General features: G+C 60.5%; 14 protein-coding genes and 2 pseudogenes. 14 read left to right on the forward strand and 2 right to left on the reverse strand.

Features of this window, described 5'->3' with window-relative positions; genetic code table 11:
• Nucleotides 1–172: 172 nt before the first annotated feature.
• Together FZX09_RS11355 and FZX09_RS11360 are read left to right on the forward strand one after the other, a co-directional pair.
• Nucleotides 173–724 (forward strand): annotated as a pseudogene (locus FZX09_RS11355) (NAD(P)H-hydrate dehydratase).
• Between the two features lie 179 nt (nt 725–903).
• The gene (locus tag FZX09_RS11360) at nt 904–1,842 is read left to right on the forward strand and encodes an RpoD/SigA family RNA polymerase sigma factor (protein ID WP_226402934.1); all 939 of its coding nucleotides are present in this window, start codon (nt 904–906) and stop codon (nt 1,840–1,842) included.
• Between the two features lie 45 nt (nt 1,843–1,887).
• Here FZX09_RS11360 and pdhA read toward each other — a convergent pair whose 3' ends face one another.
• Nucleotides 1,888–2,973 (reverse strand): pyruvate dehydrogenase (acetyl-transferring) E1 component subunit alpha, encoded by a 1,086-nt coding sequence (gene pdhA / locus FZX09_RS11365; protein WP_226402936.1) that lies wholly within the window; start codon nt 2,971–2,973, stop codon nt 1,888–1,890.
• A gap of 101 nt (nt 2,974–3,074) precedes the next feature.
• On the opposite strand from pdhA, the gene FZX09_RS11370 reads away from it, so the two are divergent.
• From FZX09_RS11370 to FZX09_RS11390, 5 genes are all read left to right on the forward strand, one after another.
• Nucleotides 3,075–5,036: an IMS domain-containing protein gene (locus FZX09_RS11370; RefSeq protein WP_226402938.1), complete on the forward strand. Its 1,962-nt coding sequence runs from the start codon at nt 3,075–3,077 to the stop codon at nt 5,034–5,036.
• A gap of 68 nt (nt 5,037–5,104) precedes the next feature.
• Entirely contained in the window at nt 5,105–6,595 is a 1,491-nt protein-coding gene (gene ffh / locus FZX09_RS11375) for a signal recognition particle protein (protein ID WP_226402940.1), read from the forward strand.
• Between the two features lie 78 nt (nt 6,596–6,673).
• A complete protein-coding gene (rpsP, locus tag FZX09_RS11380) occupies nt 6,674–7,063 on the forward strand; it encodes a 30S ribosomal protein S16 (protein ID WP_226402942.1) in 390 nt (129 codons plus the stop codon).
• Between the two features lie 8 nt (nt 7,064–7,071).
• A complete protein-coding gene (locus FZX09_RS11385; protein WP_226402944.1) occupies nt 7,072–8,067 on the forward strand; it encodes a PhoH family protein in 996 nt (331 codons plus the stop codon).
• A 68-nt stretch (nt 8,068–8,135) separates the two neighbouring features.
• A complete protein-coding gene (locus tag FZX09_RS11390) occupies nt 8,136–8,867 on the forward strand; it encodes a Bax inhibitor-1 family protein (RefSeq protein WP_226402946.1) in 732 nt (243 codons plus the stop codon).
• Nucleotides 8,868–8,926: 59 nt separating this feature from the next.
• Here the strand turns inward: FZX09_RS11390 and FZX09_RS11395 are convergent, their stop codons facing one another.
• Nucleotides 8,927–9,448, reverse strand: a complete 522-nt coding sequence (locus FZX09_RS11395) for a hypothetical protein (RefSeq protein WP_226402948.1) — start codon at nt 9,446–9,448, stop codon at nt 8,927–8,929.
• Nucleotides 9,449–9,516: 68 nt separating this feature from the next.
• Here FZX09_RS11395 and budA point away from each other — a divergent pair.
• The 7 genes and pseudogenes from budA to larB all read left to right on the forward strand — a co-directional run bounded on the left by budA (nt 9,517) and on the right by larB (nt 15,057).
• A pseudogene (gene budA, locus FZX09_RS11400) lies at nt 9,517–10,347 on the forward strand (acetolactate decarboxylase).
• 17 nt (nt 10,348–10,364) lie between these two features.
• Nucleotides 10,365–11,300: a GTPase Era gene (era, locus tag FZX09_RS11405; RefSeq protein WP_226402950.1), complete on the forward strand. Its 936-nt coding sequence runs from the start codon at nt 10,365–10,367 to the stop codon at nt 11,298–11,300.
• Nucleotides 11,301–11,338: 38 nt separating this feature from the next.
• The gene (locus tag FZX09_RS11410) at nt 11,339–11,971 is read left to right on the forward strand and encodes a hypothetical protein (RefSeq protein ID WP_226402952.1); all 633 of its coding nucleotides are present in this window, start codon (nt 11,339–11,341) and stop codon (nt 11,969–11,971) included.
• Between the two features lie 297 nt (nt 11,972–12,268).
• Nucleotides 12,269–12,730 (forward strand): phycobiliprotein lyase, encoded by a 462-nt coding sequence (locus FZX09_RS11415; RefSeq protein ID WP_226402954.1) that lies wholly within the window; start codon nt 12,269–12,271, stop codon nt 12,728–12,730.
• 6 nt (nt 12,731–12,736) lie between these two features.
• The gene (gene trmD / locus FZX09_RS11420) at nt 12,737–13,942 is read left to right on the forward strand and encodes a tRNA (guanosine(37)-N1)-methyltransferase TrmD (protein WP_226402956.1); all 1,206 of its coding nucleotides are present in this window, start codon (nt 12,737–12,739) and stop codon (nt 13,940–13,942) included.
• 63 nt (nt 13,943–14,005) lie between these two features.
• On the forward strand, nt 14,006–14,386 hold the full coding sequence (locus FZX09_RS11425) for a TIGR03792 family protein (RefSeq protein ID WP_226402958.1): 381 nt from the start codon (nt 14,006–14,008) through the stop codon (nt 14,384–14,386).
• Nucleotides 14,383–15,057 carry a nickel pincer cofactor biosynthesis protein LarB gene (larB, locus tag FZX09_RS11430; protein ID WP_226402960.1) on the forward strand — a complete coding sequence of 225 codons (675 nt, stop codon included), beginning with the start codon at nt 14,383–14,385 and terminating at the stop codon, nt 15,055–15,057. The genes FZX09_RS11425 and larB overlap by 4 nt, the downstream gene beginning before the upstream one ends.
• Nucleotides 15,058–15,152: the final 95 nt, after the last annotated feature.

A 15,152-nucleotide genomic window follows, 5' to 3' on the forward strand; every position in this document is an offset into this window, starting at 1 on the left:
GGGGGGGGGGGGGGGGTGGCACGGCCAGTGGCTGCGGCTGCGTTCAGGCCGTTGTGCCGCCCCGTCTCCAATCCAGCTTGTGGCAGTTGTTGCCGGAGGTGATGCACTCAAGGATGGGTTGGTATCAGAGCGGCTGGATGCGGTTTTGATCGGTCCCGGGCTTGGGGAACCCATGCATTGGTGGAACCAGTGGTCGGAGCAGATGCTCAGCGTCGCTGGTTTGCTGGTGCTCGATGCCGATGGCATCAATGGTCTGGCGGCCAGGCCGCATGGGTGGCGTTGGTTGTTGCAGCGGTAGGGTCCGACCTGTCTGACACCCCATGCGGCCGAGTTTGCGCTGTTGTTTCCAGAGTGTGGTGCGGCTGATGCGCTGGAGAAGGCGATCTCCGCATCACGCTGTAGGCGTTACTGCATTTTGCTGAAGGGAGCGAATTCCCTGCGGGTGGATCCAACGGGTGCGGCGGTGGTCCTGACAGGTACGCCCCCTCGTGTGCCCCGCACCGGCCTGGGTGACCTGCAGGCCGGTTATGCCACCGGTTGGGACGCTCAGGCTGTTGCGGCACAGCAGCATCCCGGGCTGGAAAGCTTTGCTGCCGCTGCGGCTTTGCATGGTTTGGCGGCAGCTCGTGCTCGCTCCAGAGATGCTTCAACGATTGCGGATTGTTTAAAAATCAATACAGCGCGGTGTCAGAAAAAGCAAACAACGATGTTCAACAAAGTCTGAGCAAATGCGTCTTTTTGATCCTCTCGGCTCACAGGTCCCAAAAGAGCTTTTCTTGGTTTTTAAATCTTTCGCAAATCTGAAATGTTGCGGTTTGCTGTTCTGAATCTGAAGGGTTGCTGAAAACACATCGACATTCTTTCTGTTCGTAGGAAAGTCATTTCACTTCCGCAGCACCCAAGGTGTCCACAGCTTCCAAGCCGCTGGAGACGCAACGTCGGCGCAGCAGCGATCCCGTCAGTTGGTATCTCGCCAGCATCGGCAGAATTCCACTACTGACACCAGCTGAAGAAATCGAGCTGGGCAATCAGGTGCAGGCCATGATGGCCCTCACCGAAGACGGTTCCCGTGAGTTCGAGGATGGAGAACTCACCACGCCACAGCGTCGTCTTCTGAGAATCGGTCGCCGCGCCAAAGAGCGGATGATGAAGGCCAATCTTCGTCTTGTGGTCAGCGTTGCCAAAAAATATCAAGGCAAAGGTCTGGAATTGCTCGACTTGATTCAGGAGGGCTCCCTCGGTCTAGAGCGTGCCGTAGAGAAATTCGATCCCACCCGGGGGTACAAGTTCTCCACCTATGCCTTCTGGTGGATCCGCCAGAGCATGACCCGCGCCATTGCCTGCCAGTCGCGCACGATCCGGCTTCCCGTTCATCTCAGTGAGCGACTTACCACGATCCGCAAGGTCAGTCTTGATCTGGCCCACAAACTCGGCGCCATGCCCAGCCGTGTGGAGATTGCCGAAGCCATGGACATCCCTTTGGATGAGCTGGATTCGCTGTTGCGCCAGGCTCTTACCACCAGCAGCCTGGATGCTCCTGTCAATGGTGAGGAGGGGCGCAGCTTCCTTGGTGATCTGATCGCTGATTCATCCCTCGATGAACCGCTCGAGATCGTGGAACAGCGGATTCATCACGAGCAGCTGGGTCGCTGGTTGAGTCACCTGAGCGAACAGGAGCAGCACGTCCTGCGCATGCGCTTCGGGCTTGAGGGCAACGAGCGCCACACGCTGGCTGAAATCGGACGCCTGATGGAGGTGTCCCGCGAGCGGGTGCGTCAGGTTGAACTCAAGGCGCTTCGCAAGCTGCGCAATCTCACCCGTCGTCTCCCGAGCGGCATCTGAGCCAACTCAGGCAACATTGGTTTCAACAGATCCAGTTCAGCTGAATCAATCTTCCGCCCAGATGTAGCGAGTCAGTTCTGAGGGGTCTGGCTCGGGTGCGGAGAGGGCGAAGTCAACGCAGTCCTGAACGATGCCATCGATGTCCTTTTCGATTGCGCGCAGTTCATCGCTGTTCACTAGACCCGCTTCGGTCAGGTCCCGCTCGAGGGCTTTGAGGGGATCACGCTTGGCCCAGAACTGCTTCTCTTCCTCCGCTCTCAGTTCGTCCGGGTCAGCCAGGGAATGCCCGCGGAAGCGATAGGTGAGGCATTCCAGCAAGGTCGGACCTTCACCCGCTCTGGCCCGTTCCACGGCGCGTTGGGCCGCTGCTCGCACCGCCAGAACGTCCATGCCGTCGACTTCCTCTCCGGCCATGCCGAAGGAACTGGCCTTCCGCCAGATCTCCGGGTCACTGGTGGCCCTGTCGTGGGCCATACCGATGGCCCACTTGTTGTTTTCGACCACGAAAATGATCGGCAGCTTCCACAGCTGCGCCATGTTCATGCACTCGAAGAACTGACCGTTGTTGCAGGTTCCATCGCCGAAGAACGCTGCTGTCACGGAGTTGCTGGAGACATCACCGAGTGCGTCACGCTTGTAGCGGCTGGTGAAGGCAGATCCGAGTGCCACGGGAATGCCTTCGGCGATGAAGGCAAAGCCCCCTAGGAGGTGATGCTCCTTGGAGAACAGGTGCATCGATCCTCCACGACCCTTGCTGCAACCGGTCTCCTTGCCGAAGAGTTCGCTCATGACTTCGCGGGCAGGCACGCCGGCACTCAAGGCATGCACGTGGTCGCGATACGTGCTGCAGAACCAGTCGTGCTGACGCTTCATCGCACCAATCACACCGGTGCTGACCGCTTCTTGACCGTTGTAAAGGTGCACGAAGCCAAACATCTTGCCCCGGTAATACATCTCGGCGCATTTGTCCTCAAAGCGCCGGCCCAGGGTCATGTCCCTGTAGAGGTCCAATCCGGTGTCCCGGTCCAATGTGGCCCGTTGTGCCGTAACCAGTTTGGAGAGCCTTTCGGCATGGGGACCAGCAGTCGCAGTGCCAATCGGAGCGGAATCGACAGCGAGGTCCTGACCCATGTCCACCTAAGGGATTGCATCTAACTTTAAGGGCCAACCGATGAGCGATGGGCAAAACCCCAGACACTGACTAAGATCCGCGTCTCCTCGCAGCGGCGCTGTTGGATCTGCCCATCGATCATTTCCGACTTCTGGGCGTCAGTCCATCGGCAGAGCCTGAGGCGATTCTGCGTCGCTTGGAAACCCGCTGTGACAGTCCACCGGATCAGGGCTTTACCAATGAGGCTTTGCTCCAACGGGCCGAGCTGCTGCGTCGCTCAGCCGATCTGCTGACCGATCCTGCCGACAGGGCTGAATACGAAGCAGCTCTGTTGCGCCTCAGTCAGTCCCATCCCAACGGCACGGTGGGGTTGGACCTCTCCACCAGCAGTGAAGTGGCGGGCCTGATTCTGCTCTGGGAGGCCCATGGAGCTCTCGAGGCCTTCCAATTGGCGCGGCAGGGTCTCCAACCCCCTCAGGCCCCGGCCCTTGGTAGCGGCCGTGAAGCGGATCTAACGCTCCTAGCCGCCTTGGCCTGCCGCGATGCTGCCCTGGAGGAAAAAAACCAACGGCTCTACGAGTCGGCGGCCCAGCTTTTGATCGACGGCATTAAGCTGCAACAGCGAATGGGTAAGTTGCCCGATCAGCAGCGCCAGCTGGAAGACGCCCTGCAGGGGCTCACTCCCTTCAGGATCCTGGATCTGCTCAGCCGAGATCTTGGCGATCAGGACTCCCATCAACGTGGTTTAACGCTGTTGGATGAGCTGGTCGTGGCCCGTGGTGGTCTGGAGGCCGCCGATGCTGCTGGTAATCATCCTGGCAGCCTCGGCCAGGACGATTTCGAATCGTTCTTTCATCAGATCCGTTGCTTCCTGACCGTTCAGGAGCAAATCGATCTGTTCAGCCGCTGGTTTGAGGGAGGTGCCGCCGATGCCGGTTTCCTGACGGTTCTGGCCCTCACCGCCGCGGGCTTCTCGCGGCGCAAGCCCGAGTTCCTCGAGCAGGCGCGCGACCGGATGAAGACGCTTGCCAATGCCGACCTTGATCCCATGCCGCTGATTGGGTGTCTGGATCTGCTGTTGGGCAACGTCAAGGATGCGGATCGGCATTTCGCCGTCTTGAGGGATCCGGATCTGCAGGCCTGGTTCCTGAACCACCCTGGTGATCGGCTAGCCGCGCAATGCGAATACTGCCGGGCCTGGCTCGAACGCGATGTCTTGCCGGGATATCGCGACGTCGATGCCTCGGGCGCTGATTTGGATGCCTGGTTTGCTGATCGTGACGTGCAGGGCTTTGTCGATCGTCTCGATCGCAAGGCGTCGCGCCAGATCGGCTCTGAAGAGATCACCCTGGCCTGGGCATCGGCAGGGGATGCAGCTCTTGGTGCGTCGAGCGAACTGGCTGGATCGAACCAGGAGGTTGACTCCGAAGACGCGGATGCCACACCGCTCTGGCAGCAACGCTGGGTTCGCCCCGCTGCTGTAGCTCTTGCACTGGTCGGGATCACCGTTGCAGGTTCCGCTTTGCTTCGACGTAACTTGAATCCTGCTCCAATGTTGCCGGAAACCGCTTCATTACCCGCTGAGGAGGAGCAGGTTGAAGAGACACTGGAGCTCGACGCTGTTTCCTCCTTAGTGGATGATGAGCCCGTCGCGAGCCTGAAGGCCGATCTTGGGCCTTCAGCACTTTCTGAGCCACTGGTCAGTGATGACCCTACGGAAGCCGAGCTTCAGGCCTTGCTCCAGGGATGGCTTGATGCCAAGGCGTTGATGCTGTCTGGTCAGCAGGCTGATCTTTACGTCGTGGCGAGGGAGCCCCTGGTGAAGCGCGTGGAGCTTGAGCGGGCCGCTGATCAGGCTGCAGGGCGGTTGAAGTCGATTGATGCCGCTATCACCACCATCGAGGTTGTCGACCGCAAGCCTCAGAGGATCGAACTGCTGGCCCAGGTGGCCTACAGCGATCGCCTTCAGGCTGCAGACGGTACCGTCATTGAAGAGACAGCACCGACTGATTTCATCGTGACGTATGTGCTTGGTAGAGATGGCACCCAATGGCTTTTGCACGACTACATCCCGGGCTCCTGAGTTGCTGGATTGAGTTGCTTGACCGTCGCTTTTTACGATCACTCCATTGATCCAGGGGCGTAACGCCGATGTTCGACGAGCTTTCAGCCCGTTTTGAGGATGCGGTCAAGGGGCTGCGTGGCCAAGACAGCATCAGCGAAACCAACGTCGATGGAGCCCTGAAGGACGTCCGTCGGGCCTTGCTTGAAGCCGATGTCAGCCTGCCGGTGGTGAAGGAGTTCGTGGCTGACGTCCGCGACAAAGCCGTTGGTGCTGAGGTGGTGCGCGGGGTCAGCCCGGATCAGAAGTTCATTCAGGTGGTCCATGAACAGCTGGTGGAGGTCATGGGGGGCGATAACGCTCCTCTGGCGAAGGCGGCTGAAGCTCCCACCGTCGTGTTGATGGCCGGCCTTCAGGGTGCCGGTAAAACCACAGCGACGGCCAAGCTGGGCCTCCACCTCAAGGATCACGGTCGCCGAGCCCTGATGGTGGGTGCCGACGTCTACCGACCAGCCGCCATCGAGCAGTTGCAAACGCTCGGTGCTCAGATTGATGTGGAGGTGTTCAGCCTCGGTGCTGAGGCCAAGCCGGAAGACATTGCGGCCGCTGGTCTGGCCAAGGCGAAAGAGGAAGGGTTCGACACGCTCCTGGTTGATACCGCCGGTCGCCTCCAGATCGACACCGAGATGATGGAGGAGATGGTGCGGATCCGCACCGCTGTGCAGCCCGATGAGGTGCTGCTGGTGGTGGATTCCATGATCGGCCAAGAAGCAGCCGAACTCACCCGCGCCTTCCACGACCAGGTGGGGATCACCGGAGCGGTGCTCACCAAACTTGATGGTGATTCCCGCGGCGGTGCCGCCCTCTCGATCCGCAAGGTGAGCGGTCAGCCGATCAAGTTCATCGGCACCGGCGAGAAGGTGGAGGCCCTGCAGCCGTTCCATCCCGAACGGATGGCCAGTCGCATCCTCGGTATGGGTGATGTGCTGACGCTGGTGGAGAAGGCCCAGAAGGAGGTCGAACTCGCCGATGTCGAAAAGATGCAGAAAAAGCTGCAGGAGGCGACGTTTGATTTTTCGGACTTCGTGAAGCAGATGCGCTTGATCAAGCGCATGGGCTCGCTTGGGGGTCTGATGAAAATGATCCCAGGCATGAACAAGATCGATGACGGCATGCTCAAGCAGGGGGAGCAGCAGCTCAAGCGCATCGAGGCCATGATCGGCTCGATGACACAGCAGGAGAGGGAAAACCCCGACCTCCTGGCGAGTCAACCCTCAAGGCGTCGCCGGATCGCCAGCGGCAGCGGTCATCAGGCTGCAGATGTGGACAAGGTGTTGGCCGACTTCCAGAAAATGCGCGGCTTCATGCAGCAGATGAGCCAGGGCAGCATGCCCGGAATGGGAGGCATGCCTGGGATGGGCGGAATGCCAGGTATGCCCGGAATGGGTGGAATGCCGGGCATGGGTGGTGGAATGCCTGGTATGGGAGGCATGCCCGGGGGTGGTGGTCGCCCCGGTCGCGGTGGACCGCCGAAGCGGCAGCGACCCGCCAAGAAGAAGAAGGGCTTTGGGGACCTGTGAGGGCGGAAAGGTATGATGGTTGTTTGGCAGGCGTTTAGGCGTCGCCGGACCACCTCTTTCCTTCATTCCAAGGCCACGATGATCAAGCTCCGCCTGAAGCGGTTTGGCAAGAAGCGGGAAGCGAGCTTCCGCCTCGTGGCCTGCAATAGCACCTCACGTCGTGACGGCCGTCCACTTCAGGAGCTGGGGTTCTACAACCCGCGGACGAAGGAAACGCGTCTCGACACCGAAGCCATCCGTGAGCGTCTTGGTCAAGGTGCCCAACCTACCGATGTCGTGCGCACGCTTCTCGAGCGCGGCGGTCTTCTGGAAAAGACCGTGCGTCCTGCTGAGACCGTCGGCAAGGTCAAGCAAGCGGCCAAGCGTGAAGCTGATGCCAAGGAGGCTGCTGAGGCCAAGGCTTCAGCAGCTAAGGAGAAGGCTGCTGAAGCTTCCGATTCCGCAGAATCCGAATCCACCGAGGGCTGATCATTCCGGTGTCTGACGACGGCGAACGCGGCCGTTTCGTTCTCGACCTGCCTGATCCTGATGCTGCACTGGCCCTTGCTGGTGAAGCAGAAACAACCCTGCATCGTCTTGAAGCTCTTACGGGATCCTCCATGGTGTTGCGGGGTCTTCAATTGGTGATCACCGGGCGGCCAACGCAGATCGAGCGGGCTGCTGCGGTGGTGGAATTGGTGCGTCCGATCTGGCAGGACGGGCAGTCCGTGTCACCGGTGGATCTGCAATCGGCCCTGGGCGCTCTCAACACCGGCCGCGGCGATGACCACGCCGCCATGGGTGAGCAGGTGTTGGCGAAGAGCCAGAAGGGCAACCTGCTTCGCCCGCGCACCCTGCGCCAAAAGAAATACGTGGATGCCATGGAGCGCCACGACCTCACCTTTGCTCTCGGCCCTGCCGGTACTGGTAAAACCTTTCTTGCCACCGTTCTTGCGGTTCGGATGCTCACCGCACGCAAGGTGGAACGCTTGATTCTCACCCGGCCGGCTGTTGAAGCTGGGGAGCGCCTGGGGTTCCTGCCGGGCGACCTGCAACAAAAGGTGGACCCCTATCTGCGTCCGCTCTACGACGCTTTGCATTCCCTGCTCGGCGCGGAGAAAACCACTGTGCTGCTGGAGAAGGGTGTGATTGAGGTCGCTCCCCTGGCCTACATGCGGGGCCGCACCCTCAGCGATGCCTTCGTGATCCTGGATGAGGCGCAGAACACCACGCCAGCCCAGATGCGCATGGTGCTCACCCGGCTGGGAGAGCGTTCGCGAATGGTTGTGACCGGTGACATCACCCAGGTTGATCTTCCCGCCACCGTGCAGAGCGGTTTGGTGGAGGCGTCCGAGGTGTTGGAGGGCGTGGAAGGAGTTGCGGTCTGCCGCCTCACTGCTGCGGATGTGGTGCGCCACCCCCTCGTGCAGCGAGTGGTGGAGGCCTATGCCCGACGGGACGAACGCAAAACGCCCAAATTTCAACGTCGATAGGGAGATCCACACCCCAATCCCTTGTCACCGCTGGCAGGATGTAATGAGTCTTTAGTGACCTGGACGACATGCCAGCTAGCAGCAATTTCCAGGAGGCGATCCGAGAGGCGCAATCGAGCGCACTTGTCGGGCCCAACGTTGTCAATAAGGCGCTGCCCTACGTCGGCGGCGGCATGGTGCTGACCTCGATCGGAGTGATCGGTGGTCTCTCGATGATGGCTACTCCGCTGTTCATGCCCCTGTTCTGGGTGGCAGTGATTGGCAACCTAGTGCTGTTCTTCGTGGCGCAGAACGTCGCTTTGAAGGGCAACAACGCCACAGCCTTGCCGCTGCTGTCCATCTACAGCCTGATCACTGGTTTCACCTTGAGTGGTCTCGTTGCTTTTGCTGGAGCCGTTGCCGGTGTTGGTGCTGTCGGCACCGCTGCGCTGGCTACCGGAATCACCTTCGTGATTGCCTCGATCGTCGGCCGTCGCATGAGCGATTCGGTTGGACAGGCACTCTCCGGTGTGGTTGGTCTCGGTCTGATCGGCCTGATCCTGGCGATGGTCGTCCAGTTCATCGGCGGAATCTTTGCCCCTGCCATGTTCCATGGCACCAGCTTTGAGCTGATGATTGCCGGCTTTGGCACCGTCCTGTTCGTGGGCGCCGCCTTCGTCGACTTCTACACGATGCCTCGCTCCTACCGGGATGACCAATTCCTGGCAGGTGCCTTGAGCATGTACCTCACCTACATCAACCTGTTCATCTTCATCCTGCGTCTGATCATCGTGCTCAACGGTGGTGGTCGTCGCGACTGATGATTTCAACGCAATCGAATCAGCCTTCGCCCCGGCTTGTCCGGGGCTTTTTTTTTTGCTCAACCCTCGGCCACGGCATAGACGCTGTTCCCGATGGCTTGTTTCTGCTCAGCGTCGTACCCCCACTTCTCTAGGAAGGCGACGTCTTCACCGCGGTTGTCGAGGGCGGCGGCCAGTAGTTGCTCCAGACGCTCCTTCACCTTCGCTGGTTCCAGCAGCCTGAGCAGTTCAATGCAGCGGTTGCTGACCCGCTCCGAGCCGGCCTGCTGCACTTCATCTCCCGTGCGCCGGTGATGAACGGCCATGGCCGTGCTCATGGCCAGATTGCGAACGCTTAGATCCACAACTCCAGCACCGGCGCCGCGCAGTTGGCCGACGACGGCGTCGGGCAAGCGATCCATCAGCACGCTCTCGCCTGCCAGGCTCACCACGAAAAATCCCCGGGTGCCATCGCGGCTAGCCACCATTTCACCGATGCGGTCGGCCAGCACCTCATCGCTGATCTCCTCGTTATCCCACTGCTGCAGCCAGGCCGCTGTGATTTCCATGGCCTGCTGGAAGGTGGGCTGCTGATTGGCCATGGCAGCGTGGAATCACTGTGGCCAGGTTATGGGCAGGTGTGCCGTTCCGATGTCCAGCTCTTCTGTCCATGATCTTCATCTGCGTCTTCCGGCAGGACTGGAAAGAGCTTCAGCTGCACTGTGCGCGAACAGGAGAGAGTGTGAGTGCTGTGATCCGAAGGGTTCTCGGCGATTATCTCGATCTGGAGCACCACACCCTGTGGCAGCTATCCACCTCAATTGAGGTCGTGAAAGGGGTGTTTGGTAAGGCGCTGCAGGTGAAAGATCTTGCAGATTACGGTGATTTCGGCATTGGCACGTTTGAGCAGCTCGATGGGGAGGGGATCCTGTTGAACGGTGTGTGTTGGCAAGCCGGTGCCGACGGCACACTCATCCAGGCTCCAATGGACGAAGGGATTCCCTTTTGAATTGCCACCCATTTCGCCTGCGAACGCCAGATACGTCTCGGCCCGATTTCGGATCTGTGGCAGTTTGCTTAGCTGCTCGACCCCTATCGCCCCAGCGCGAATTTGTTTGTGGCGATTCGCGTTACGGGCGAATTTGAAGAAGTGATGGTGCGCTCCGTTTCGCGCGTTGAACAAGGGGCCAGCCTGCTGGATGCAACGCGCGCTCAAACCACGTTCACCCATCACGCCATTTGGGGAACGTTGGTTGGTTTTTGGAGCCCAACCCATGCAAGCAGCCTCAATATTCCTGGCTATCACCTTCATTTCCTTTCAGATGATCAGCGCCATAGTGGCCATCTGCTCGATTTGAAAGCCACCGCGTTGGAGGTGGAGTTCGATTTTCAATCAAATCTTCGGTTGGCTCTGCCCGAAACCAAGGAATTTTTGATGGCGGATCTTTCGGGTGATCCATCTGCCGCTTTGGAAGAGGCAGAAACGCGAGGAGGCCGTTGACGGCGCAGACTTGGGGTATGCAATCAACTCCTCTGCCAAGGGACTACCGCTCTGGCTTCGTCGCACTGATTGGTCGACCGAACGTGGGCAAATCCACGCTGGTGAATCAACTGGTGGGGGAGAAGGTTGCGATTACATCCCCTGTGGCTCAAACCACCCGCAATCGCCTGCGGGCAATCCTCACCACGGAGGTGGCCCAGATGGTGCTGGTGGACACGCCTGGCATCCACAAACCCCATCACTTGCTGGGGGAACGCTTGGTGAAGAGTGCGCGCAGCGCAGTTGGTGAAGTGGACCTGGTGGTGTTGCTTCTTGAGGGGTGCGAGCGCCCGGGGCGGGGTGATGCCTTCATCGTGAATCTGCTGCAGCAGCATTCCCTGCCGGTGCTGGTGGCCCTGAACAAGTGGGACAAGCTGGCGGAGGAGCATCGCTCCGAGGCGGAAGAGGCCTATGCCGCCCTGCTGCAGGAGACGAATTGGCCAGTGCATCGCTGCAGCGCCCTTTCAGGCGATGGCTGCGAAGAGCTCACAGCAGCGATGGCGGCTCAGTTGCCCTTGGGGCCACAGCTTTATCCGCCCGAGATGGTGAGTGATCAACCGGAACGGGTCCTGCTGGGGGAACTGATCCGCGAGCAGGTGCTTCTGCACACCCGGGAGGAGGTGCCCCACAGCGTTGCCGTCACCATTGATCGCGTTGAGGAGTTGCCAGCCCAGGGCAAAAGTGCTGGGCGGACGGCCGTTTTGGCCACGGTGCTGGTGGAACGCAAGAGTCAAAAGGGAATCCTGATCGGCAAAGGCGGGGCGATGCTCAAGACGATCGGCCAGGGGGCCCGGCTGCAGATGCAGGTGCTGATCGATGGCCCGGTGTACTTAGAGCTGTTCGTCAAGGTGGTGCCCGATTGGCGCAGCAAACCGGCTCGCCTGGCGGAGCTGGGTTACACGGGCGATCAATAACCGCTCGCTTCACAGCATCAGCTCGTAGTGTCGCGCCCATGCTTTCGCTGCTGACGCGCAAAAAGAGCTTTCGGGATCCCTGGGTCGGTCACCCTGGGCTGAACCGGCGTTGGCAGCTGCATCGACACCGCGTTCAGTTGGCGGAGACGTTCTGTCTTGGGAGACGCCTGCTGCGACCGGCTCATCTGGCCAGCCTGGAGAGGGACGGTTATGTGACGCTGGAGAACTTCCTGCCGCAGCCGGAGTTCGAGGCCTTGCGTGACGTGGTGGAGAGCGTTGTCAGTCGCGCCTCACGACTGCATCCGGTACAGGACAACACCTGGCTTGGTTTTCACCCCAAGCAACCCTTTGCTGGAGGGTTTGACCGTTTCGATGGAGGAACCCTCAACCGTTTCTTACACATCGATCCTGAGCACATGCCTCGGGCCGCTGCCTTCTCCCATGACCAGCGGCTCAGTGCGGGATCGCGCCAGATCATTGGTTTGCCGATGAATCCGCGCAAGCTCGACATCTATCTCACGGTGCATGGCGAGGAGACCCGCACGCCGGATCTGCAGAAGGTGCTGCACCGCGACACGTTCTTTCGTGCCCTCAAGTTTTTCGTTTTTTTTGCGGCCGGTTCAACGTCAGGATGGACCTTTCGAATAATTGCCGGGCAGCCATCGTCTTGATCCGTACCGCTTGCATTGGGAGCAGTCCACAGCCACCGCGGCTGCCGAACACCGGCGGCAGCCAGATGTGTCTGGATCCTTCCAAATACAGGAAGAGTTCTTGGCTGAGCTGAGCTGCGTCTGCCCAAGCCTGTTGCGCTCACCTGCCCTGCCAATACCCTGGTGCTGGCGGATGTGTTCGGCTTTCATTGGCGCGGAGCAGCCGCCCAGGGTCGGCAGAGGTTTGCGCTTTACGGCTGGAACCGCCCCTATCCCTTTTCTCCCATCAGCTGGTGATCCGGCTGAGAGGATGGGCGCATGAGTGAACAAGCCTTTCCCCCACAAGACCCTGGCTCCTTTCTGAGCCTCTGCGATGGGGAGTGGATGAGCCTTCGCAGCTGCTTTGAGCTGGCTGCCGGTGGTGATGATGAGTGGCACAGCAGCGAACGGGGTGAACTCACCGTCCGCTGCGTGACAGAGCAGGGAGCTCTCGGACAACTGCAGGTGCAGGCCCCTAGTGGAACTCGTAGCATTCTCACCTTCGCCGCTGATGGACAGCTGATCCTCGATGCTGATTCCCCGGGTAACTGGAGGTTCTGGCCCGATGGCAGCATGGAGCTGAATCTCAGCCGGGCTGACGGTGTGCAGGTTCAGGAGAGGATCTGGTTTACGCGGGTCAACCTGCGCCTGCGCAGCACAACGGCGGTGGATGCGCAGGGAACACCAGTGCAGGGCAGTTTCTGCACAGACATCCGCAGGGTGTCCAAACCGGCAAGCTGAAGCGGAATGGCGCCATTTCGCCTTGATGTGGTGAGCCTTGCGCCGCAGGCGTTTGCTCCTCTGCTGGAGCTGGGGGTGATCGGTCGTGCCTTTAACGCGGGTATTGCTGAGTTGCATCTGCACAACCCCAGGGACTTCGCCACGGATCGCCATCGCAAGGTTGATGACGAGCCCTACGGGGGCGGTGCCGGCATGGTGCTCAAGCCGGAGCCGGTGTTCGCTGCCATGGAGGCGATTCCCCGCAGGCCCCGCAGCCGGGTTCTGTTGATGTCGCCGCAGGGGCATCCCCTGCAGCAGCAGGATTTGCAGCGCTGGTCCACCGATCACGATCAACTGGTCTTCCTCTGCGGTCACTACGAGGGGTTCGACGAGCGGATTCGCGGCCTGGCCGATGAGGAGGTGTCGATGGGTGATTTCGTCCTCACCGGTGGAGAGCTGCCAGCGATGACGGTGATTAACGGCGTTGTTCGCCTGCTTCCCGGCACGGTGGGGACGGCCGATTCCCTGGTGGAGGAAAGCCACAGTGCACTCCTCCTCGAACACCCGCACTACACACGCCCTGCCGACTTCCACGGCATGGTCGTTCCGGATGTGCTGCGCAGTGGTGACCACGGTGCTATCGCCCGGTGGCGTCAGGAGCAGCGGGAGCAGCGCACCCGCGAGCGGCGGCCTGATCTGTTTGCCCGCTGGCAGACCGCGACAATGAATGACTCTTCAGACCCCGGCATGGAGCTGCGCATCGGCAACGGATACGACATCCATCGGCTGGTGCCCGGACGGGCCCTCATCCTGGGGGGTGTGACGTTGGAGCATCCCGACGGTCTTGGCCTTGATGGACACAGCGATGCCGACGTGCTGGTGCATGCCGTGATGGATGCCCTGCTCGGGGCCCTCGCCCTTGGTGACATCGGCAAGTACTTCCCCCCCACCGATCCCCAATGGAAAGGGGCCGACAGCTTGAAGCTTCTGGATCAAGTGGTGAAGTTGGTGAAGGAGCGCGGCTGGTCGGTGGTGAACGTCGATGCGGTGGTGATTGCCGAGCGCCCCAAGCTCAAGCCGCATATCGCTGAGATGAGCAGCCGGATGGCGTCAGCGATCGGCATCGCCCCAGACGCTGTTGGTGTGAAGGCCACAACCAACGAAGGATTGGGTTCGGAGGGACGGGAAGAGGGCATCAGTTGCCAGGCTGTGGCCCTGCTGCAGCGGAGCTGACTCTTGCATCACCTCCAGTCGCTACTGCTTAGGGTCGTCGCACCTTGTTTGGCGCTGGTTCTGATGTTGGGCGGGCTTTCGGAGACAGAGGTTCGGGCAGAGAGCGACCCGAAGCTTGGCGAAGCGGTGGCTGTGGTTGAGCATCTGCGGCTGCAGGTGCCCCAAGAGAGCCGTGAGCACTGGATGGTGGCGGAACGCGGCAGCTGGGAGCCTTGGTTGAAACAACAGCCTGGGTTTCTGGGCCGTGATCTGTTCTGGGATCCAGCAACCGAGGAGGGAACGCTGCTGATTCGTTGGAGCAGTCGTGAGGAATGGAAATCCATCTCCATGGAAGAGGTGCAGACGGTTCAGGAGCGCTTCGAGATGCTGGCCCGCGAGCAAACAGGACAACGCCAGGGCAACCCTTTCCCGCTGGTGTTTGAAGGGGAACTGTTCCCGCAGTGAACACGCCGGATGCTCGCCTCGATCTACGGCGCCGCCAGCGCTTGGGCATGGTCGAGGCCGTTTGGGGTGAACACAAGACAGCTGATCAGATCATCGCCATCCTGGAGAGCTTTGCCGCAGCAGCAGAACTGGGTTTTGTGACTCGGGTGGCTCCTGAAAAGGCGGCACGGGTGTGCGAGGCGTTGCCAGAGGTGGTGCGGCACCCTGATGCTCGCTGCCTCATCCTGGGTGCGTTGCCTCCTCTGCCTGCGCCACCAGCTGAGGTGGTGGTGCTCAGTGGAGGCAGCAGTGATCGCACGGTGGTGGCGGAGATCAGCCTGGCCCTGCGTTGCCATGGCATCGGCGTCGATCCTGTGATGGATGTGGGGGTGGCCGGATTGCACCGCCTGCTCGATCAACTCCCCCGTCTGGCCTCGGCTCGGATCCTGATCGCCTGCGCGGGGATGGAGGGTGCGTTGCCGACAGTGCTCGCTGGTCTGGTGCCGCAACCAGTCATTGGCGTGCCGATTTCCGTTGGCTATGGGATTAGCGCAGGGGGGCGAACTGCTTTGGAAGGAATGCTTGCCAGCTGTGCCCCAGGACTAACAGTGGTGAATATCGACAACGGCTACGGTGCGGCAATGGCTGCGTTGCGGATGCTCAGGGGCTGTGCTCCAGAAACCACTAGCTGATTTTTCAAGCCCCCGCGGGAGGATCGATTTGGCCGAGACGCTTCAGCTCAGCGCTGTTGTGGTCGCATTCGACTCGCTGAAGCGCATGGACAAGA

The sequence above is a fragment of the Synechococcus sp. MU1643 genome (genome assembly GCF_020514095.1).
In the GTDB taxonomy this organism is placed as follows: domain Bacteria; phylum Cyanobacteriota; class Cyanobacteriia; order PCC-6307; family Cyanobiaceae; genus Parasynechococcus.

What these genes read in the sequence shown, in the direction of transcription:
- ffh (WP_226402940.1), top strand. Translation starts at nt 5,105, where the DNA reads ATGTTCGACGAGCTTTCAGCCCGTTTTGAGGATGCGGTCAAGGGGCTG.
- FZX09_RS11415 (WP_226402954.1), top strand. Translation starts at nt 12,269, where the DNA reads ATGAGTGAACAAGCCTTTCCCCCACAAGACCCTGGCTCCTTTCTGAGC.
- FZX09_RS11410 (WP_226402952.1), top strand. Translation starts at nt 11,339, where the DNA reads ATGCTTTCGCTGCTGACGCGCAAAAAGAGCTTTCGGGATCCCTGGGTC.
- era (WP_226402950.1), top strand. Translation starts at nt 10,365, where the DNA reads ATGCAATCAACTCCTCTGCCAAGGGACTACCGCTCTGGCTTCGTCGCA.
- FZX09_RS11390 (WP_226402946.1), top strand. Translation starts at nt 8,136, where the DNA reads ATGCCAGCTAGCAGCAATTTCCAGGAGGCGATCCGAGAGGCGCAATCG.
- pdhA (WP_226402936.1), bottom strand. Translation starts at nt 2,973, where the DNA reads ATGGGTCAGGACCTCGCTGTCGATTCCGCTCCGATTGGCACTGCGACT.
- FZX09_RS11425 (WP_226402958.1), top strand. Translation starts at nt 14,006, where the DNA reads ATGTTGGGCGGGCTTTCGGAGACAGAGGTTCGGGCAGAGAGCGACCCG.
- trmD (WP_226402956.1), top strand. Translation starts at nt 12,737, where the DNA reads ATGGCGCCATTTCGCCTTGATGTGGTGAGCCTTGCGCCGCAGGCGTTT.
- FZX09_RS11395 (WP_226402948.1), bottom strand. Translation starts at nt 9,448, where the DNA reads ATGGCCAATCAGCAGCCCACCTTCCAGCAGGCCATGGAAATCACAGCG.
- rpsP (WP_226402942.1), top strand. Translation starts at nt 6,674, where the DNA reads ATGATCAAGCTCCGCCTGAAGCGGTTTGGCAAGAAGCGGGAAGCGAGC.